This window comes from Plantibacter sp. VKM Ac-2880 (assembly GCF_015351235.1).
In the GTDB taxonomy this organism is placed as follows: Bacteria; Actinomycetota; Actinomycetes; order Actinomycetales; family Microbacteriaceae; genus Plantibacter.
The window spans coordinates 1,171,805-1,191,056 of record NZ_JADKSJ010000002.1; the positions used below are offsets into that span (position 1 = coordinate 1,171,805).

Below are 19,252 nucleotides of genomic sequence, written 5' to 3' on the forward strand. Positions count from 1 at the left end.
ATCGGATGGGGCCAGCGGCGAAGCGGCCCCATCCGATCACCCGGTGGCTACTGGTCTTCCTCGGGACGACCGGCCGTGCAGGTGTTCTGAGCCGCGTTCTGGCCGGTGATCGTGTCGGGCAGCGCCACCGCGCCACCGGCGGCAGGGTCTACCGGCGCCGACGGGTCGACCGGCGCAGCGGGATCGGCAGCCGCATCGGTCGCCGCGGGATCGGGCGTGACGGGGGCGTTCGGGTCGGTCACGACGTACTTGCCGGTCGCCGACAGCGCGACCGCCTGGTCGCTCTGGAGTGCCGTCCACAGGACGTCGGCATCGGAGGTCGCCTCGACGCCGCCCTCGACCGTGGCGGTCGGCGTCTGGACGAACGCCACCCGGTCGAGCGGGATGTCCTTCAGCGCGGCCGCGATCGACACCATCGTGTCGATGTTGTTCAGGCTGTTCGACAGGGTCACGTTCTTCAGCGCGGCCCGGGCGATCGAGTAGAGCTTGATCGGGTCGGACAGCGTCTCGCTGCTCTTCAGCGTGCGGACGAGCGAGGACAGGAAGACCTGCTGGTTCGAGATGCGCGACAGGTCGCTGCCGTCGCCGACGCCGTGACGCGAGCGGAGGAAGGCGAGCGCGGACGCGCCGGAGAGGTCGTGGGTGCCGACGTCGAGGTTGATGCCGCTCCAGGCGTCGTTCAACGGCTCGGTGACGCACACCGGGACACCGCCGACGGCGTTCGACATCGAGATGACGCCGTCGAAGCCGATCTGTGCGGCGAAGGGGATGGAGAGGCCGGTGATGCCCTCGACGGTGGACACTGCGCAGGCCAGCCCGCCGTCCGCCCCGCCGTACATGAGGGCCGTGTTCATCTTGTCGCGGCCGTTGCCGCCGTTCGCGCAGTCGCCGATCGGCACGTACATGTCGCGCGGGAAGCTGACGACCGTCGCGCTCGAGTGGTCGGCGGAGATGTGCATGAGGATCGTGACGTCGTTGAGGTTCTCGTCACGTTCGCCGTACGCCTCGTTGCCGTCGCCCGAGTCGCTGCCGACGAGGAGGAGGTTGACGCCACCCTCGATCGCGCCGATGTTGGGCGGCGGGGCACCGGGCGTCTCGTTGTCGAGGTGCGCGACCGGCTTCACGCTGTTCGCGAGGTCGAGCGCGGCCACGCCGGCGACCGCGATGCCGCTCACACCCACGACGGCGGCCGTCGCGGCGATCACCTTCGCGACGGTGGCGAACGGGTTGGACTTGCGGAGCCTGCCGTGACGGACGGCGGCGCGCGCTTTGGACGCGTCGGCGTGGCGGGTCATGGATCTCGCTCTCATCTCAGGAACAGGGCTGGCTCCAACCCGGGCGGACCGGGCTGCAGCGACGCGGGAGGCGACCGATGGAACCGGCACGACCCGACGCCCCGTGCGCACCGGAAACGACGTGCAGGCACAGAGCTTTGGACGATGTTAACCCGAAATGCTCCTCAGGAGCTGAGAGAGACCGTCGTCGGTCACGGTGCCGGTGACCTCGGATGCGACGGCGAGCACTTCCTCGGGTGCCTGGCCCATGGCGACACCACGGCCGCCGTCGGCCGCCCAGCCGAGCATGTCGACGTCGTTGCGGCCGTCTCCGACCGCGACCATCTGCGAACGCTCGAAGCCCAGCCACTGCCGGACCCGCTCGAGTGCGGTCGCCTTGTTGACGCCCTTCGGGGCGATGTCGAGCCAGGCCGTCCACCCGATCGCGTAGCTCACCTGGCTGAGTCCGATGCGGTCGACGATGCGGAGGAACTCCTCCTCGTCGTGACTCGGCGACACCACGACGACGCGGGTGACCGGGCTCGTCACGAGCTCCTCGAACGGCACCTCGACGGCGTTCTCGAGGTTCCAGTCCTCCATGCCGACCGTGTACTTGCGGAAGCCGTCGGGGTACTCGACCATGTAGCTGCCCTCGGACAGGTGCGGCTGGATGAGGCCGAGCACCTCCGTCGGGTCGAAGGTCTCCATGAAGAACCGCTCGTAGGCGTCTGGCTTCGACTCGTCGCGCTTCATGATGAGCGCACCGTTCGCGCAGACGACGTACTGCGGCGTCAACTCCAGGTCTTCGAGGACGGGGCGGGTGCTCTCCCAACTCCGACCGGTGGCGAGGGTGACGACGTGGCCGAGGGCGACCACGCGGCGGACCTCGTCGGCGACGGACAGGCTGAGCGAGCCGTCCTCGTGCAGGACGGTGCCGTCGATGTCGAGCGCGACGAGGAGCCGGGGCGAGGTCGCGGCCGGCTGCTCCGGCGTCGTCTCGGACGTCATCGGATCGGCCGTGCCACGTCGAGCCCACCCAGGTAGGGCCGGAGCACCTCGGGGATGACGACGCTGCCGTCCTCCTGCTGGTGCGTCTCGAGGATCGCGACGATCCACCGCGTCGTCGCGAGCGTGCCGTTGAGCGTCGCGACCGGCGTCGTCTTGCCCGACTCCGTGCGGTACCGGGTGTCGAGGCGACGGGCCTGGTACGTGGTGCAGTTGGAGGTGCTGGTGAGCTCGCGGAACGCGTCCTGCGTCGGCACCCAGGCCTCGACGTCGAACTTGCGGGCGGCGCTCGAACCGAGGTCGCCGGCGGCCGTGTCGATGACCCGGTAGCTGAGGCCGAGCGACTGCAGCATGGCCTCCTGGTAGGACAGCAGGCGCTCGTGCTCCGCCGCCGCGTCCTCCGGCTTGGTGTAGACGAACATCTCCAGCTTGTTGAACTGGTGCACGCGGATGATGCCGCGGGTGTCGCGGCCGTAGGAGCCGGCCTCCTTGCGGTAGCAGGTGGACCAGCCGGCGTAGCGGAGCGCACCCTGCTCGAGGTCGAGGATCTCGTCGGAGTGGTACCCGGCGAGCGCCACCTCGCTCGTGCCGGTGAGGAAGAGGTCTTCGCCGGCGATCTGGTACACCTCGTCGGCGTGCTCGCCGAGGAATCCGGTGCCCTTCATGATCTCGGGGCGCACGAGCGTCGGGGTGATGAGCGGGACGAAGCCGGCCTCGATCGCGCGGTCGAGTGCGAGGTTCATGAGGGCGATCTCGAGACGCGCGCCGATGCCGCGGAGGAAGTAGAACCGCGAGCCGCTGACCTTGGTGCCGCGCTGCATGTCGATGGCGCCGAGGAGCTCGCCGAGTTCGAGGTGGTCGCGCGGGGTGAAGTCGAAGGTGGGGCGTTCGCCGACCTCGCGGAGCGTGATGAAGTCGGCCTCTCCACCGGCGGGCACGCCGTCGAGGACGGGGTTCTGGATGCGTCCGGCGACATCGGCGAAGTAGGCCTCGGCCTCGGTCGCGACCTGCTGGGCCTCCTTCACCCGGGCGGAGAGCTGCTGCGCCTGGGCGACGAGTGCCGCCTTCTCCTCCTTGGGCGCCTTGGCGACCTGCTTGCCGAAGGCGTTCTGCTCGGCGCGGAGCTCCTCGAACCCGGTGATCGCGGACCGGCGTGCGGTGTCGGCGTCGATGGCCTGATCGACGAGGTCGACGGAGGACCCTCGCTTCAGCTGCGACGCTCGGAGGACTTCTGGCTGTTCGCGGAGGAGTACGGGATCGATCACCCGGCAAGTCTAGCGATCGAGGTCGGCGCCAGGGCCCCGGGACAGTACCGTTGGGCCATGCCGACTCCCCCGCACGCAGCGCTCGTGTACAACCCGGTGAAGGTCGACGCCACCCGGTTGCGGAGCGCTCTCGAGGCCCGCTCGCAGGAGGCGGGGTGGGCGGCTCCGCACCTCTACGAGACGAGTGTCGAGGATCCCGGCGTCGGGCAGGCGCGACGCGCGGTCCTCGACGGAGCACGGGTCGTACTCGCGGCCGGTGGCGACGGGACGGTGCGCGCCGTCGCGGAGGGACTGCGCGGGAGCGGGGTGCCGCTGACCCTCATCCCCTCGGGCACCGGCAACCTGCTGGCACGGAACCTCAAGCTGCCGCTCGGCGACCAGGCGGCCGCGATCGGGACCGCCTTCACGGGCGAGACCCGGCCCATCGACATCGGCGTGGCCATGATCACGCGCCCCGACGGCTCCGAGGAGGAGCACGCGTTCGTCGTGATGGCCGGCATGGGGGTCGACGCGATGATGATCTCCACCGCCAACCCGGACCTGAAGAAGTCGCTCGGCTGGCTCGCCTACGTCGAGTCCGGCCTCCGCTCCATCATCACCGCGGCGCCGTTCCGCATCCACTACCAGCTGCGCGGGCACCGGCGGCATGCGGCGACGGTGAGCTCCGTGCTCGTCGGCAACTGCGGCACGCTCCAGGGCGGGGTGCAGCTCATGCCGGACGCCGAACTCGACGACGGCTTCCTCGACGTGGCGGTGCTGCAGCCGAAGGGCGCGTTCGGCTGGTTGCTCGTGTGGCGGAAGGTGACGTGGGAGAACCGGGTGCTGCGACGGACAGCGGTCGGGCGTCGGATGATCCGGTTCACCGAGGGTCGCGGGGCGAACACGGTGACGAACCTGCGGGCGGAGGCGCTGACGCTCCGGGTGGAGGAGGCGCAGGACATCGAACTCGACGGTGACGCGTTCGGGATGGCGACCATGGTCGCGTTCGACGCGCACCGCGGCGGGCTGCTCGTCACCCTGCCGTAGCGGCCACCCCTGGCCCGCCCGGCGGCGGCCCGATGTCTGGTCCCCCAGACACCTCGTCGTCGACGGACCTCGCCGGGCGACCCCCGGCGGAGTGGACTGAGGGCATGACCGACTCGGCACACACCACCCGGACCATCCGCGCCGCACGCGGCACCACCCTCACCGCCAAGAGCTGGCAGACCGAGGGCCCGCTCCGGATGCTCATGAACAACCTCGACCCCGAGGTCGCCGAGCACCCGGAGGACCTCGTCGTCTACGGCGGCACCGGCAAGGCGGCCCGCAACTGGGAGGCCTACGACGCGATCGTCCGCACCCTCGAAGGGCTGGAGTCCGACGAGACCCTGCTCGTGCAGTCCGGCAAGCCCGTCGGCGTCTTCCGCACGCACGAGTGGGCACCGCGCGTCCTCATCGCGAACTCCAACCTCGTCGGCGACTGGGCGACGTGGCCCGAGTTCCGCAAGCTCGAGGCCGAGGGCCTCACGATGTACGGACAGATGACCGCCGGCTCGTGGATCTACATCGGCACGCAGGGCATCCTCCAGGGCACCTACGAGACGTTCGCCGCGATCGCCGACAAGCGGTTCGGCGGGACCCTCGCCGGCACCCTCACCCTCACGGGCGGCGCCGGCGGCATGGGCGGCGCACAGCCGCTCGCCGTCACGCTCAACGAGGGCGTCGTCCTCATCGTCGACGTCGACCCGTCCCGGTTGCAGCGCCGCGTCGACCACCGCTACCTCGACGAGATGACCGACGACCTCGACGACGCCGTCGCCCGGGTGCTCGCCGCCAAGGCCGAACGCCGTCCGCTGTCCGTCGGCCTCGTCGGCAACGCGGCGACCGTGTTCCCGGAGCTCCTGCGTCGCGGCGTCGCGATCGACATCGTCACCGACCAGACGAGCGCACACGACCCGCTCGCCTACCTCCCCGAGGACACGGCGCTTGCCGACTGGCAGAGCGAGTCCACCACCGACGCCGCCGACTTCACGACCCGCTCCCGCCTCGCCATGGCGAAGCAGGTCGAGGCGATGGTCGGCTTCCAGGACGCCGGCGCCGAGGTCTTCGACTACGGCAACTCGATCCGTGCGGAGGCGAAGCTCGGCGGCTACGCGCGCGCCTTCGACTTCCCCGGCTTCGTCCCGGCGTACATCCGGCCTCTCTTCGCGGAGGGCAAGGGGCCCTTCCGCTGGGCCGCGCTCTCCGGCGACCCGGCCGACATCGCCGCGACCGACCGCGCCATCCTCGAGCTGTTCCCCGAGGACGAGAAGCTCCGCCGCTGGATCACCTCCGCCGGCGAGAGGATCGCCTTCGAGGGTCTGCCGGCGCGCATCTGCTGGCTCGGCTACCAGGAGCGCCACCTCGCCGGCCTGAAGTTCAACGAGATGGTCGCCTCTGGCGAACTGAGCGCGCCCGTCGTCATCGGCCGCGACCACCTCGACTCCGGTTCCGTCGCCTCGCCCTACCGGGAGACGGAGGCGATGGCCGACGGTTCGGACGCGATCGCCGACTGGCCGCTGCTCAACGCCCTGCTCAACACGGCGTCCGGCGCGACCTGGGTGTCGATCCACCACGGCGGCGGGGTCGGCATCGGCCGTTCCATCCACGCCGGCCAGGTGATCGTCGCCGACGGCACTCCACTCGCGGCCGAGAAGATCGCGCGCGTGCTCGTGAACGACCCGGGCACCGGCGTCATGCGACATGTCGACGCCGGGTACGAGCGGGCGGCAGAGGTCGCCCGCGAACGCGGCCTGCGGGTGCCGATGTGGGAGGGCGAGTGACCGAGGGCCTGCTCGCCCACGGCCGACTCGCAGGGCTCGACGAGATCGCCGGTGTCGGGACCGACCCGGCACGCGGTGGGTACTCCCGGCACGTGTGGACGCCGGCCGAGTTCGAGCTGCGCGAGTGGTTCACGGCCCGAGCCGCCCGGCTCGGGCTCGACGTCGAGACGGACCGCAACGGCAACCTCTGGGCGTGGTGGGGCACCCCGGGGCCTGACGCGGTCGTCACCGGCAGCCACCTCGACTCCGTGCCCGGCGGCGGCGCGTTCGACGGTCCGCTCGGCGTCGTCTCCGCCCTAGACGCCGTGGCACGCCTGCAGGCCACCGGCTTCCAGCCGTCCCGTCCCGTCGCCGTCGTGGTGTTCGCCGAGGAGGAGGGATCGCGGTTCGGGGTCGCCTGCCTCGGATCCCGGCTCCTGTCCGGGGCGATCACTGCGGACGCCGCCCGGGCGCTGACGGACGCCGACGGGATCACCGTGGCCGAGGCGGCAGCCGCCGCCGGGCTCGCGCCCGAGCACCTCGGACGTGACGACGAGGCCCTCGCCCGCATCGGACTCTTCATCGAGTTGCACGTGGAACAGGGACGCGGCCTCATCGACCTCGACTCGCCGACCGCGGTCGCTTCGTCGATCCTCGCCCACGGACGGTGGCGGCTCCGCGTGAGCGGCCAGGGCAACCACGCCGGCGCGACGGGCATGCGTGAGCGCCGTGACCCGGTGATCGCCGCAGCCCGCGCGATCCTCGCGGTCGAGCAGGCCGCGCTCGGGACGGACGACGCCCGCGCCACCGTGGGCCGGATGCGCATCGTGCCCGGCGGTACCAACGTCATCGCCTCGGAGGTCGACGTCTGGGTGGACGCCCGCGCGGCCACCGACGCCGAGACACGCGCCCTCGTCGCGGACATCGGCGCCCGCGTGCAGGAGGCCGTCGCCGATTCCGGGTGTGCGGCGGAGTTGATCGAGGAATCGTGGTCGGGCGTCGTCGAGTTCGACCCCGCGCTCGCCGCCCGGCTCGCCGGCACGCTCGGCGGGGTGCCGCTGCTGCCGACGGGAGCCGGTCACGACGCCGGCGTCCTGAACGGTGCGGTGCCGACGGCGATGGTCTTCGTCCGGAACCCGACGGGCGTCTCGCACTCGCCGGAGGAGTTCGCCGAGACAGCCGACTGCGTCGCCGGGGTCGAAGCGCTGGAGACCCTGCTGCGGAGCGTCCTGTGAGCATCACGGGCGGTACCGCCGTCCCCTCGGACGTCCGAGCTCCCGTCTGGGCCGCGACCGCGATCGTCGACGGCCGACCGATCGACCGCGTCCGGTTCACCGCCGACGACGCAGGACGCATCGCCACCGTCGAGCGGGGCGTCGACCCGCAGGCGGACGACCGGCGCCTCGGAACCGTGGTCCCCGGCATGGGCAACGCCCACTCCCACGCGTTCCACCGGCTGCTGCGCGGGCGCACCCACGCCGACGGCGGCGACTTCTGGCAGTGGCGTGAGGCGATGTACGCGGCGGCCGCGAGCCTCGACCCGGAGCACTACGGGCGTGTGGCCAGGGCCGTGTTCGGCGAGATGCTCGTGTGCGGCTGGACGGCAGTCGGCGAGTTCCACTACGTGCACCACCAGGCCGACGGCACCCCGTACCCGACCGCACACGCGATGGAACTCGCGGTCGCCGAGGCCGCCGCCGAGATCGGCATCCGGCTCACCCTCCTCGACACGGCCTACCTCGCGAGCGGTCTCGGACCCGCCGGTGGTCCGGCCACGCCGCTGCTCGCGGAACAGCTCGCGTTCGGCGACGGCGACGCCACCGGCTGGCTCGACCGCTGGCACGGACTGCGCGCAGCGCTCTCTGCCTCGCTCGACACGACCGGTCTGGTGACCCTCGGCGCCGCCCTGCACTCCGTGCGCGCCGTGCCCGTCGAGGCCATGCGCACCATCCTCACCGGACTGCCGGAGGACGTCCCCCTGCACGTGCACCTCTCGGAGCAACCGCAGGAGAACCTCGACACCCTCGCGAAGACGGGCAGGACGCCGACGGGCGTGCTGGCCGCCCTCGGGGCGCTCGACCCCCGCATCAGCCTCGTCCACGCGACGCATCTGACCGACGCCGACATCACGGCGATCGGGCGGTCGGGCGCGACCGTCGTGATGTGCCCGACGACCGAGGCCGACCTCGGCGACGGCATCGGACCGGCACGCCGCCTCGCGGACACCGGCGCCCGGATCGCCGTGGGGTCCGACCAGAACGCCGTCGTCGACCCCCTGCTCGAACTGCGCGGCCTCGAGGCCGGTGAGCGGCTCGCCTCCGGCCGACGGGGCCGGTTCTCGCCCGCAGAGCTGCTCGAGGCCGGAACCGCCGGCGGCTACCGCTCGCTCGGACTCGGGCGGCACACGCTCGCCGTCGGTGACCCGCTCGACCTCGTCGAGGTGTCGACGTCGAGTCTGCGGACCACCGGCGCCGACCCGGCCCAGCTCGCCCTCGTCGCGACCGCGTCCGACGTCGAGCGGGTGATCGTCGGCGGGCGACTCGTGGCCGAACACGGCCGGCTCCTCGCGACGCCGCAGGAGACCACACCGGAACAGCTCCTCGCGGTCGCGCTCACCGAGCTGGCGGGCTCTCGCGGTGCCGACCGGCCCGCTCCGACTCAGACCGCCGACCACCCCGCGCAGGAGACCCAGCCATGACCACGGAACTCATCACCGGCATCGCCGAACTCACGACCAACGCGGGTTCCGGGCCGGGCGACACCGACGGCAACCGGATCACCGACGCCGCCCTCGTCATCGAGGACGGTCGGATCGCCTGGTTGGGTTCGGCGTCCGACGCACCCGACGCCGACGTCCGGACCGACGTGGGCGGACGCGCCGTGCTGCCCGGGTGGGTCGACACCCACACGCACCTCGTCTTCGCTGGCGACCGATCGGCGGAGTTCGAGACCCGGATGGCCGGCGGGCGGTACGCGGCGGGTGGGATCGCCACGACCGTCGCCGCCACCCGCGCCGCCTCGGAGGAGCAGCTCGTCGCGGGCGCGAAGCGGCTGCGGGCGGAGGCGCTCGCCCAGGGGACGACCTTCCTGGAGGCGAAGACGGGGTACGCGCTGGACGTCGAGGGCGAGGCGCGGTCCGCTCGCGCAGCGGCCGAGGTCGCCGACGTCGTCACCTTCCTCGGCGCCCACCTCGTGCCGGCCGGCGTCGATCGCCGCGACTACCTCGACCTCGTCACGGGCCCGATGCTCGACGCCGTCGTGCCGTTCGCGTCGTACATCGACGCGTTCTGCGAGGTCGGTGCATTCGATGTCGAGGAGTCACGCGAAGTATTGCTCGCCGGTCGCGCGGCGGGCCTCGGGGTCCGCGTGCACGGCAACCAGCTCGGCGAGAGCGGCGGGGTGCGGCTCGCGGTCGAGTTGGGGGCCGCGAGCGTCGACCACTGCAACCACCTGTCCGACGCCGACGTCGACCTCCTGGCCGGCTCGTCGACGGTGGCGACCCTGCTGCCCGCCTGCGACCTGTCGACCCGCGAGCCGTTCCCCCCGGCACGCGCGCTCGTCGACGCCGGTGCCGCGATCGCCCTCGCCACCAACTGCAACCCCGGCACCTCGTACACGACCTCGCTGGCGTACTGCGTGGCGACCGCCGTGCTGCAGATGCGCCTCACGATCGCCGAGGCGGTCTGGGCGGCGACACGGGGTGCCGCGGTGGCGGTCGGTCGTGAGCACGGTGTCGACGCCGTCGGATCGCTCCGGGTGGGCGGTCGTGCCGATCTGCAGGTCCTCGACGCGCCCTCGGTCTCGCACCTCGCCTACCGACCCGGTGTGCCGTTGACGGTCGGTGTGTGGCAACGCGGTGAACGCGTCGCGTCGGGTGCCAGCGCGGTGCGCTGACGCGAGCGCGCCCCCCAGCCGCGAGCGCGGGTCTCCGGAGGGGCGCGCCCACCTCACAGACCCGCACTCAAGCCGATTCGACAGGTCTCACGTCAGCGCACCGCGCTGACGGGCGGGTGGCGGACTACTTCGTGCGGTCGAGGACGGCGAAGCGGAAGACGTAGGTCGCGTCGAGCGTGTCCTCGAGCCCCGTCACGTTCTTCTGCGCGATGACCGTCTCCGTGCCCTGCAGCAGCGGAATGATCGGTGCCGCCTCCGCGGTCAGCGCCTGGATCTGCTCGATCGCCGCGATGCGGGCTGCCGGATCCGTCGCCGTGGCCTCAGTGTCGATGAGCGCGTCGACGGCCGGGTCGGAGTACCCGTTGGCGACGGACGCGCCGGTCGTCGAGTAGGCCGACCGGATGAAGTTGTCGGGGTCCGGGTAGTCGGGGAAGAACCCGAGCTGATAGGCGGGGTAGCCGGACTCCGGGTTGAGCTCCTTCACGTAGCTCGTCCACTCGGTCGACTGCAGATCGACGGAGAACAAACCCGACTCCTCCAGCTGCGACTTGATGAGCGCGTACTCCTGATCGGAGTCGGGGCCGTAGTGGTCGCTCGTGTACTGGATCGGCAGGGCGACCGGGGTGCTGACCCCGGCTGCCGCGAGGATGGCGGCGGCCTTCGACCGGTCCGGGGCGTCGCCGTAGGCGGTCTGGAACGCGGGCGTCGCGCCCGTCTGGCCGTCGAGCACCACCGAGTAGGCGGGCGCGTAGGTGCCCTTGTAGACCTGGTCGGCGATCTCCTTCCGGTCGACGAGCGAGGCGACCGCCTGCCGGATCGCGAGCTTCTGCGCGTCGTCCGCCCCGGGCTGGGTGTTCAGGTTGAAGGTGAGGAAACGCACCGAACCACCAGGACCGTCGACGACCTGCAGATCGGAATCACCGCGCAGATCGGCCACGTCCGTCGCGGTCAACGAGCGGTAGGCGATGTCGATGTCGCCCTTCTCCAGGTCGAGTCGCAGGTTCGACGCCGTCGTGTACGGCTTGAGCACCACGTGCTGCGTCTTCGCCCGGTCGCCGGCGTAGCGCGCGTTGGCCTCGAGCGACAGCAGCCCGCCCGACTGGTAGCTGTCGACCTCGTAGGGCCCCGAGCCGATCACGTCGTCATCGCTCAACAGCTTGTCCGCGGGGAAGACCTCCTCGTCGACGATCGGTCCGGCCATGCTCGTCAGGACGTACGGCCAGGTCTGGTCGTTCGGGACCTTGAGCGTGAAGACCACCTGGTCGTCGTCACCCTCCTCGACGCTCTCCAGGTTCGCGAGCAGCGGCGACGGGCCGTTGTCGGCGGCGATCTCCCGGACGCGGGTGAAGGAGAAGACGACGTCGGAGGCCGTGAGCGCGTGCCCGTTGGAGAACGTCAGGCCCTCCTTGACCGTGCAGACGTAAGTGGTCGCCTCGGTGAAGTCGCAGGACTCCGCAGCGTCGGGCGCCGGCACCACGTCGCCCTCGTCATAGCTCAGGAGGTGCTGGTAGATCTGGTTCTGGGGGGTGAACGATCCACGGTCCCATGCGCCGGCGGGGTCGAGGGAGACGATCTGGTCGGTCGTCCCGATGACGAGCGCGGTCGTGGTCGTCGTGCCGCCCTGGGCCGCACAACCGGCGAGGGCTGCGACGACGCCGAGGCTCACGGCGACGGCCGCGAATCGGGTGGATCGGTTCATGGGAGGGTCCTTCGGGTGGCTGCGGGTGCGGGTGCTGATCCGGGCGGGTGGCGCCGGTGCTGTGGCGCTGGGCGGGAGGTCCGCCCGTGGGAGGCGGCGTTAACCGCGCGGGTCGGGTGGGGTGTGGGCTGCGAGGGCGAATCGCGGGTGCGGGGCGTCGCCGTCGACGAGATCGGTGACGAGGCGTCCGAGGACGGGCCCGAACTTGAACCCGTGACCGGAGAATCCCGTCGTGACGATGATCCGGCCGATCCGGTCGATCACGAAATCCTCGCTCGGGCTCAGGTCGTAGAGGCAACTGATGGTATGCGGTGCCGACGCGTCGACCCCTGGCACCCATTCGGCGACGTAGGCGGTGAGGCGCGCGAGCTCCTCCGGTTCGGCCAGGCCGTCGCGCTCGTCGGGGTGCACGTGCACCGCACCACCGTGCAGACCGACCTTCACGCCCTCGCCGGGGGTGAGGAGGCCGTAGACGCTCGAGCCGTCGTCCGGGTAGTGGACGAAGCTCGGCCAAGCCTCCGCGGCGAGCGTGGTCGGGAAGTGGGCGGGCTGCACCTGGGTGACGACGATCTCGGGGAGCGGGCGGCCGACGTTCGCGGCGAGCTCTCCGACGAGGTCCGGCGTCCATGATCCGGCGGCGACGACGACGTGGCCGGCTGCGACGTCTCCCAGCTCGGTGCGGACGACGGCACCGGCCGGGTTGGTGCCGGTCGTCGTGATCGGCTCGACCCCCGTGACCCGGACGCCGAACCGGAGCGTCGCGCCGGCCACGACGGCGAGGTCGAGGAACGCCTCGATCGCCTCCGCTGATGACAGTCGCCCGCCGGTCGAGTGATGGAGGACCTCCTGCTCGAACCGGAGACCGGGCCAACGTTCCGCCGCCTGTTCCGGGGAGAGCCGCTCCGAGGTGATCCCACCTCGGGTCATCGCGGCCTCGATCCCGTGCAGCATCTCCGGACGCCCGTGGTCGAGGGCGCCCGTCAGTTCGAGCAGGGTCCGGCCGCTCCGCTCCTCGAGCTCGCGCCAGCCTGCGAGGGCCTCCGAGGTGAGGGCGACGTAGTCGTCGACGTCGTACCCCTGGCGGAAGATGCGGGTCGCGCCGTGGGAGGAACCGCGCTCGTGGCCGCGCTCGAAGCGTTCTACGAGCAGCACCTCATGGCCGCGCTCGGCGAGCGCACGGGCGGCGGCGGCACCGACGACGCCGGCTCCGATGACGACGACCTCGACCCGCTCGGGCAGGGGTGCCGGTCCGGTCGTGGGCGAGGGGTCGCTCATCGGGCCTGCTCCGCCCGGGCTCGGGCGTCGACTGCCCGGCGTGCCGGCATGGCAGCCGCCACCGCCGCCTCGTCGGCGAACGGTCGGGCCGGGAAGCGATCGGGCGCGTAGCGCGACGCGTCGACGAAGGGGCTCTCGCCGGTGACGATGAGTTCGGCGATCATGCGGCCGAGGCCGGGACCGTGGGTGACGCCCGACTCGTTGTCGCCGGCGACGACGAACAGCCCGGCGAGTTCGGGGACCGGACCGGCGATGAACCGTCGGTCGGCCGTGTACGACACGATGCCCTGGACGGCCTCAGCGGCGTCGAGGACGGGGGCGGCGGCGGGGATCAGCTCGGTGACGATCGGCGTCAGGTGCTCGTGCATCGTCTCGATGAGGTCCGGGCGGTCTGGTCGGCGGTCAGCCGGGCTGTCACGCACCGCGAGCGCCTCGTAACCGACGCCGTTGCCGTAGGTGAGGCCGCCGAGATGCTCCCTGATCCAGAGGCCGCCGAGCTCCGGGATCATCAGGGTCGGCAGCTCGTCGAGGCCGAAGGGCGCGGTGGTGAGTCGGCTCGCGATCACGCGGGCGAACGGCAGCTCGCGCCCGGTCGTGCTGAGCAGCTCGTTCGTCCAGGAGCCTGCGGCCAGGACGACCTCGTCGCCGAGCACCCGGTCGCCCGCTGCGGTCAGCACGCCGACGGCCCGGCCGTCCTCGACGATGAGCTCGACGACCGGTGTGTGTTCGACGATCTCGACGCCCTCCGCCCTGGCGAGGTCCGCGAGCGCGATTCCGGCGTCCGGCGCGCTGATCTGGATGCCGTCCGGGTGGATGAAGGCGCCGACGATCGCCTCCGGGTCGAGCCCCGGCACGAGTTCGGCGGTCTCCACGGCGGTGAGGAGTCGGGCGTCCTCGGGACGGAGCGGGTGCTCGGCGAACGGCAGCAGGTGATCCAGCACGGCCTGTTCGGTGAGGGCGAGCCAGACGTTGCCGGTATCGCGGAGGGCGATGTCGTACCCGGCGGCGTCGAGGCCGCGGTAGAAGTCGATGCCGGCCTGCTCGAGGGCCAGCTCCGACTCGTTCCAGTACCAGGCGTACCCGGCGGCCCAGAGTCCGACGAAGCCGGCTCCCGCGGCGGTGGTCGCGTCGGCAGCCGCGCCCGATTCGAGGACCGTCACGCGTCGTCCGGCACGGGCGAGGTGGACGGCGGTCGACAGGCCGAACAGGCCGGCACCGACGATGACAGTGGTCGCAGGACGGGAGTCGGTCATCATTCGAGGCTACTCACTCCTCACCCGCGGACCGACCACGCCGTAACGGTCCGACACCCGTCTCGCACCTTCGGCCGACTCGTCGCTCCCGTTCGTGCTCCACCGTTCAGGACCGGGTCGGTGTGTCGACGCGGGAAGCCACCGGTGCTGCTCGACGCACCGGCGGCCTCCTGCATCGTGAACCGGTCGCGGAGCGGGGCGGGACTAGATGACGCCCTGGGCGAGCATCGCGTCCGCGACCTTCACGAACGCGGCGGTGTTCGCCCCGACGACATAGTCGCCCGGCCGGCCGTAGCGTTCGGCGGCCTCGTAGGCGGCGCGGTGCACGCCGTGCATGATGCCGCGCAGCTTCACCTCGCTGTCGTCGAAGGACCATCGCTGCCGAGCCGCGTTCTGGCTCATCTCGAGCGCCGAGGTCGCCACGCCACCGGCGTTCGCCGCCTTCCCGGGGCCGAAGAGGACGCCGGCCTGCTGGAACACCCGCACGGCCTCGGGCGTCGACGGCATGTTCGCGCCCTCCGCGACCGCGACGACGCCGTGCTTCACGAGGGCGATCGCGTCGCGTTCGTGCAGCTCGTTCTGCGTCGCGCTCGGCAGTGCGATCTCCCCCGGGACGTCCCACACGCTGCCCCCGGCGACGAAGTGGGCGCCCCGGCGGCGGGCGGCGTACTCGGAGATCCTGCCGCGCTCGACCTCCTTGATCTGCTTGAGGAGCTCGAGGTCGATGCCGGCGTCGTCGACCACGTACCCGGAGGAGTCCGATGCGGTGACGGCGGTCCCGCCGAGCTGGTGGACCTTCTCGATCGCGTACGTCGCGACATTCCCGGAACCCGACACGATGACGCGCTTGCCCTCGACCCCGCGGCCGTCGACCGCGAGCATCTCGTCCACGAAGAACACCGTCCCGTACCCGGTGGCCTCGGTGCGCACCTCGGCGCCGCCCCAGCCGACGCCCTTGCCGGTGAACATGCCCGACTCGTGACGGTTGGTGATCTTCCGGTACTGGCCGAAGAGGAAGCCGATCTCGCGCGCGCCGACACCGATGTCGCCGGCCGGGACGTCGGTGTGCTCGCCGAGGTGGCGGTAGAGCTCGTTCATGAAGCTCTGGCAGAAGCGCATGATCTCGGCGTCCGATCGCCCGTGCGGGTCGAAGTCGCTCCCGCCCTTCGCGCCGCCGATGCCCTGCGCGGTGAGGGCGTTCTTGAAGATCTGCTCGAACCCGAGGAACTTCACGATCGACAGGTTCACGCTCGGGTGGAAGCGCAACCCGCCCTTGTACGGGCCGAGCGCCGAGTTGAACTGGACGCGGAAGCCGCGGTTCACCTGCACCCGGTTGCGGTCGTCGGTCCACGGCACGCGGAAGACGACCTGCCGTTCGGGCTCGACGAGGCGTTCGAGGATGCCCGCCTCGAGGTACTCCGGGTGTTCGTCGAGCGCAGGGCGGATGGACTCGAGGACTTCGAGGAGCGCCTGGTGGAACTCGGGTTCGCCCGCGTTGCGCCGCAGGGCGGCCTCCGCGACGGCGTGGACGGGGTCGGTGGACGTGGTGGTGCCGGTCACTGTGGTGCTTTCTGATCGGCCGACCAGGCGTCTCCGACTGTCGCTCGACGGTGGTCGGAGGCAGTGGAGCGCGACCCGCCGGCGGGGAGGTACACGGGCCGTCGTGAGGCCTCGGCAAGCCTGGCAGCCGTGATAGATATCCGTCAAACGTCGACTAGACGAGCCGACCGAGCCGGGAGCACGACGGGCTAGAGGTGGTCGTGCTCCGCGGCCTCGCTCGGAATGATCGGGATCGCGACCACCGGCAGCACTGCGACGACCAGGAAGGCGACGGGATACCCGACGAGGCCGATGAGCGCGCCGACCGCCGGACCGACGACGGACGCGGCGATGAACTGTCCGGTGTTCTGCGCCCCGAGCGCACGGCCGGCCCAGGCGGGACCGGCCATCTCCGCGACGGAGGTGAAGGCGAGCCCGTTGTCGGCGACCGTCACCGTGCTGGCCACCACGAGCGCCACGGCCACCGCGACCGGCCACTGCAGGAACCCGGCCGCGGCGAGGAGCAGCATGACGACGACCGCGGACACGGCGACCCAGCGCAGCGGACGCACCCGGCTGCCGACCCGGTCGCTGAGCACGCCGACGCCGATCCGCCCGACCGCCCCGACGAACTGCGAGACGCCGACGAGGACACCCGCGGCGAGCGCGTTCCAGCCCTGATCGGAGACCAACCAGACGAGGGCGAAGGTCGTCAGGGTGAACTGCGGTACGACGAGCAGGATCGACACGGCGTGGATGCGCCAGAGGAAGGCGTCGCCGCGATACGGGTTGCGCGTTCGTGCGGCGATCGGGTTCGGCGTCGTCCCGGTCGGCACGGGCGTCGGAGCGACGGTCCGTGGCGGGTTGCGGAGCCCGATGACGCAGGCCACCGCGAGGACGCCCGTCGCGACGAGCGAGATCGTGAGCGCCGCGGAGATGCCCGACGCCGCCGCGACCGACGGCACCGTCACCGCGGCCACGGTGACCCCGAGCGGCTGGGACATCTGCCGGATCCCCATCGCGAGTCCTCGACGATCCTTCGGGAACCAGCCGACGACGATCCGACCGCTCGCCGAGTTCGTGCTCGCCGACGCCGCTCCGCCGAGGAGCAGCAGGATCCCGAGCGGCCCGTAGCCGAGCGAAGGGATGACCCCGTCCGCCGCGATCGCTCCAGCGGCCGCCAGCGCGGTGAGGGCGAGGCCGCCGGCGATGACGACCCGTTCACCGATGCGGTCGGCCAGCCAGCCCCAGGCGATGAGCGTCAGCACCATGCCGAGGGTGGGCGCTGCGGCGAGGACGCCGGCCTCGGCGAGCGACATGCCCCGCTCGGCGTGCAGGAGCGGGATGAGGAACGCCGGTGTGCTGACGAAGAGCGTCCCGGCGGTCTGGGCTGCCACACCGAGCCCGAGGACCGCCCAGGCGCGGCCGGCGTTCGGCATCGGCGGGCGGCGTCCACGGGTGGCCGCACGGGCCGTCGTGGGCGGGGTCGTTCCGGTCATCGAACCGCTTCCTGCAACCGGTCCATCCGGCTGCTAGCATGACGGTACACCATTTTGGTATACCAAAGCAGTCGACGAGAACAGGGCATGGATGAGCACCCCGACGCAGACGACCCAGCTCTACGACCGCCTCCGAGCGGCCATCCTCACGCTCGACCTCGCGCCCGGTCAGTCACTCACCGAGCGAGGCCTGGAGCAACGCTTCGCCGCCTCCCGCACGCCGGTGCGGGCGGCACTCACCCGGCTCGAGTCCGAGGGCCTCGTGAAGCGCGACGGTCGCGGTTGGATCGTCGCCCCCATCGACCTCGAGGAGATCGGCCTCATCGCCGAGTACCGCGAGGCACTCGAGACGGCGACGGTGCGACTCGCGACCGAGCGCGCCACCGAGGCGCAGCTCGCCGCCGTCCGCGCGCTCCTCGACGAGCCTCGCCCCGACGACGAGCGCACCGTCCTGCGGGTCGGCGGCGACTTCCACGAGGAGCTCGCGGCGCTCTCGGGCAACCGCATGCTCGCGGAGGGTGTGCACGGGGCGATGGTCAGACTCGCCCGCACCCGCTGGCTTGAGGTCCGCACCCCGGAGGCCCGCGACCAGGCCTCCCGGGAGCACCACGCCATCCTCGATGCGGTCGTCGCCGGCGACGCGACGCGCGCGGCCGAGCTCGTCGCCGACCACATCCGCGGCACGAACGAACGACTCATCGCCTCACTGACCGCCGAGCAGCGTCGCCTCCGCGGTCACGGCGTCGACATCGTCGCCTGAGCGACCGCCACGGTTCAGTCCTCGAGCGGCTCCGCCGAGAGCAACCCGCGCAGCCAGTCGCGCGCCTCGATGAACACCTCGTCGTTGTACCGCGAGTGGTAGTCGACGGCGGTGCGGTCGGCGCTCGGGTAGGAGCCCAGGAAGATCACGTTCGGGCTGAACCGGCGGAGCCCGAGCAGCGCGTCGGCCATCCGCTCGTCCTCGATGTGCCCGAGGGCGTCGATCACGAAGCGGTAGCGCCCGAGGGCGTCGCCGATGGGCCTCGACTCGATGAGGCTCAGGTTCACGCCACGGGTGGAGAACTGCTCCAGCATGTCGAGGAGCGAGCCGGCCTGGTCGTTCGGGAGCTCCACGATGAGGCTCGTCTTGTCGGCACCCGTCCGCGCCGGGATCTCGCGGGAGCGGCTGACGACGACGAAGCGCGTCACGGCGTTCGGGTTGTCGCCGATGTTCTCCGCGAGGACGTCGAGCTCGTAGTGGTCGACGATGCCGGGCGGGGCGACGGCGGCGTCCGCGGTCGAGGTGCCGTCGAGCAGCGACGCCGCGGCCGCCACGTTGCTCGACGCCGGGATGTGCCCATGCGAGGGCAGCTTGGCGTCGAGCCACAGGTGGCACTGCCCGTAGGCGACGGGGTGCGCGTTCACGATCGCGACGTCCTCGAGGCGGGTTCCGGGGCGGGCGACGAGGAAGAAGTTGACGGGGACGAGGACCTCGCCGACGATGCGCAGACCGGGCATCGTGGCCAGTGCATCCTGCGCCACGGACACCCCGCCGTCGACGGAGTTCTCGATGGCGATGACGGCGGCCGTACTGCGCCCGTCGAGCACGTCGCCGAGGGCTTCGCCGACGTTGCTGACCGGCTTCCAGATCTGGCCTCTCGCCTCCTCGACCTGGCCGAGCGCGACCTCGGTGAAGGTCCCGCTCGGACCGAGAAAACTGTAGCTCCGACGGGCGTCTTCGGGGGGTGCGGCAGACATGCCTCCGAGCGTACCGCGTGGCTCGCGACAGA

At 71.6% G+C, this 19,252-nt stretch carries 15 protein-coding genes; 6 read left to right on the plus strand and 9 right to left on the minus strand.

The annotated features are described in order from the left end of the window. Positions 1 to 47: 47 nt before the first annotated feature. The 3 genes from ITJ57_RS17580 to serS form a co-directional block, all read right to left on the minus strand. Positions 48 to 1,295: an LCP family protein gene (locus ITJ57_RS17580; protein ID WP_228507321.1), complete on the minus strand. Its 1,248-nt coding sequence runs from the start codon at positions 1,293 to 1,295 to the stop codon at positions 48 to 50. Between the two features lie 147 nt (positions 1,296 to 1,442). Continuing rightward, positions 1,443 to 2,282: an HAD family hydrolase gene (locus ITJ57_RS17585; protein ID WP_194671285.1), complete on the minus strand. Its 840-nt coding sequence runs from the start codon at positions 2,280 to 2,282 to the stop codon at positions 1,443 to 1,445. Further along, positions 2,279 to 3,544, minus strand: a complete 1,266-nt coding sequence (serS, locus tag ITJ57_RS17590; RefSeq protein WP_194671286.1) for a serine--tRNA ligase — start codon at positions 3,542 to 3,544, stop codon at positions 2,279 to 2,281. The genes ITJ57_RS17585 and serS overlap by 4 nt, the downstream gene beginning before the upstream one ends. Positions 3,545 to 3,601: 57 nt before the next feature. Between serS and ITJ57_RS17595 the strand changes: the two genes are divergently transcribed. The 5 genes from ITJ57_RS17595 to hutI all read left to right on the plus strand — a co-directional run bounded on the left by ITJ57_RS17595 (position 3,602) and on the right by hutI (position 10,218). Then, positions 3,602 to 4,570, plus strand: a complete 969-nt coding sequence (locus tag ITJ57_RS17595) for a diacylglycerol kinase family protein (RefSeq protein ID WP_194671287.1) — start codon at positions 3,602 to 3,604, stop codon at positions 4,568 to 4,570. Positions 4,571 to 4,674: 104 nt separating this feature from the next. Next, positions 4,675 to 6,345 (plus strand): urocanate hydratase, encoded by a 1,671-nt coding sequence (gene hutU / locus ITJ57_RS17600; protein WP_194671288.1) that lies wholly within the window; start codon positions 4,675 to 4,677, stop codon positions 6,343 to 6,345. Next, positions 6,342 to 7,559 (plus strand): allantoate amidohydrolase, encoded by a 1,218-nt coding sequence (locus tag ITJ57_RS17605; RefSeq protein ID WP_194671289.1) that lies wholly within the window; start codon positions 6,342 to 6,344, stop codon positions 7,557 to 7,559. Before hutU ends, ITJ57_RS17605 begins: the two co-directional genes overlap by 4 nt. Beyond that, on the plus strand, positions 7,556 to 9,022 hold the full coding sequence (locus ITJ57_RS17610; protein WP_370582480.1) for a formimidoylglutamate deiminase: 1,467 nt from the start codon (positions 7,556 to 7,558) through the stop codon (positions 9,020 to 9,022). The genes ITJ57_RS17605 and ITJ57_RS17610 overlap by 4 nt, the downstream gene beginning before the upstream one ends. Then, complete coding sequence (gene hutI / locus ITJ57_RS17615; protein WP_194671290.1) at positions 9,019 to 10,218, plus strand: imidazolonepropionase; 1,200 nt, start codon at positions 9,019 to 9,021, stop codon at positions 10,216 to 10,218. Before ITJ57_RS17610 ends, hutI begins: the two co-directional genes overlap by 4 nt. Before the next feature lie 124 nt (positions 10,219 to 10,342). Here the strand turns inward: hutI and ITJ57_RS17620 are convergent, their stop codons facing one another. The 5 genes from ITJ57_RS17620 to ITJ57_RS17640 form a co-directional block, all read right to left on the minus strand. Further along, on the minus strand, positions 10,343 to 11,917 hold the full coding sequence (locus tag ITJ57_RS17620; RefSeq protein ID WP_194671291.1) for an ABC transporter substrate-binding protein: 1,575 nt from the start codon (positions 11,915 to 11,917) through the stop codon (positions 10,343 to 10,345). A 99-nt stretch (positions 11,918 to 12,016) separates the two neighbouring features. Further along, positions 12,017 to 13,192, minus strand: coding sequence for an FAD-dependent oxidoreductase (locus tag ITJ57_RS17625; protein ID WP_194671292.1), 1,176 nt, complete (start codon positions 13,190 to 13,192; stop codon positions 12,017 to 12,019). Next, a complete protein-coding gene (locus ITJ57_RS17630) occupies positions 13,189 to 14,445 on the minus strand; it encodes an FAD-binding oxidoreductase (protein ID WP_194671293.1) in 1,257 nt (418 codons plus the stop codon). The genes ITJ57_RS17625 and ITJ57_RS17630 overlap by 4 nt, the downstream gene beginning before the upstream one ends. A 204-nt stretch (positions 14,446 to 14,649) precedes the next feature. Continuing rightward, positions 14,650 to 16,005: an NADP-specific glutamate dehydrogenase gene (gdhA, locus tag ITJ57_RS17635; protein ID WP_194671294.1), complete on the minus strand. Its 1,356-nt coding sequence runs from the start codon at positions 16,003 to 16,005 to the stop codon at positions 14,650 to 14,652. Between the two features lie 188 nt (positions 16,006 to 16,193). Continuing rightward, on the minus strand, positions 16,194 to 17,423 hold the full coding sequence (locus ITJ57_RS17640; protein ID WP_194671528.1) for an MFS transporter: 1,230 nt from the start codon (positions 17,421 to 17,423) through the stop codon (positions 16,194 to 16,196). Between the two features lie 151 nt (positions 17,424 to 17,574). On the opposite strand from ITJ57_RS17640, the gene ITJ57_RS17645 reads away from it, so the two are divergent. Next, positions 17,575 to 18,243 carry a GntR family transcriptional regulator gene (locus ITJ57_RS17645; protein WP_194671295.1) on the plus strand — a complete coding sequence of 223 codons (669 nt, stop codon included), beginning with the start codon at positions 17,575 to 17,577 and terminating at the stop codon, positions 18,241 to 18,243. 14 nt (positions 18,244 to 18,257) lie between these two features. Here ITJ57_RS17645 and pheA read toward each other — a convergent pair whose 3' ends face one another. Continuing rightward, positions 18,258 to 19,220 carry a prephenate dehydratase gene (gene pheA / locus ITJ57_RS17650; protein WP_056782137.1) on the minus strand — a complete coding sequence of 321 codons (963 nt, stop codon included), beginning with the start codon at positions 19,218 to 19,220 and terminating at the stop codon, positions 18,258 to 18,260. Positions 19,221 to 19,252 lie beyond the last annotated feature (32 nt).

What these genes read in the sequence shown, in the direction of transcription:
- ITJ57_RS17580 (WP_228507321.1), bottom strand. Translation starts at nt 1,295, where the DNA reads ATGACCCGCCACGCCGACGCGTCCAAAGCGCGCGCCGCCGTCCGTCAC.
- ITJ57_RS17585 (WP_194671285.1), bottom strand. Translation starts at nt 2,282, where the DNA reads ATGACGTCCGAGACGACGCCGGAGCAGCCGGCCGCGACCTCGCCCCGG.
- ITJ57_RS17595 (WP_194671287.1), top strand. Translation starts at nt 3,602, where the DNA reads ATGCCGACTCCCCCGCACGCAGCGCTCGTGTACAACCCGGTGAAGGTC.
- hutU (WP_194671288.1), top strand. Translation starts at nt 4,675, where the DNA reads ATGACCGACTCGGCACACACCACCCGGACCATCCGCGCCGCACGCGGC.
- hutI (WP_194671290.1), top strand. Translation starts at nt 9,019, where the DNA reads ATGACCACGGAACTCATCACCGGCATCGCCGAACTCACGACCAACGCG.
- ITJ57_RS17620 (WP_194671291.1), bottom strand. Translation starts at nt 11,917, where the DNA reads ATGAACCGATCCACCCGATTCGCGGCCGTCGCCGTGAGCCTCGGCGTC.
- ITJ57_RS17625 (WP_194671292.1), bottom strand. Translation starts at nt 13,192, where the DNA reads ATGAGCGACCCCTCGCCCACGACCGGACCGGCACCCCTGCCCGAGCGG.
- ITJ57_RS17630 (WP_194671293.1), bottom strand. Translation starts at nt 14,445, where the DNA reads ATGACCGACTCCCGTCCTGCGACCACTGTCATCGTCGGTGCCGGCCTG.
- ITJ57_RS17640 (WP_194671528.1), bottom strand. Translation starts at nt 17,423, where the DNA reads ATGCCGAACGCCGGCCGCGCCTGGGCGGTCCTCGGGCTCGGTGTGGCA.
- ITJ57_RS17645 (WP_194671295.1), top strand. Translation starts at nt 17,575, where the DNA reads ATGAGCACCCCGACGCAGACGACCCAGCTCTACGACCGCCTCCGAGCG.
- pheA (WP_056782137.1), bottom strand. Translation starts at nt 19,220, where the DNA reads ATGTCTGCCGCACCCCCCGAAGACGCCCGTCGGAGCTACAGTTTTCTC.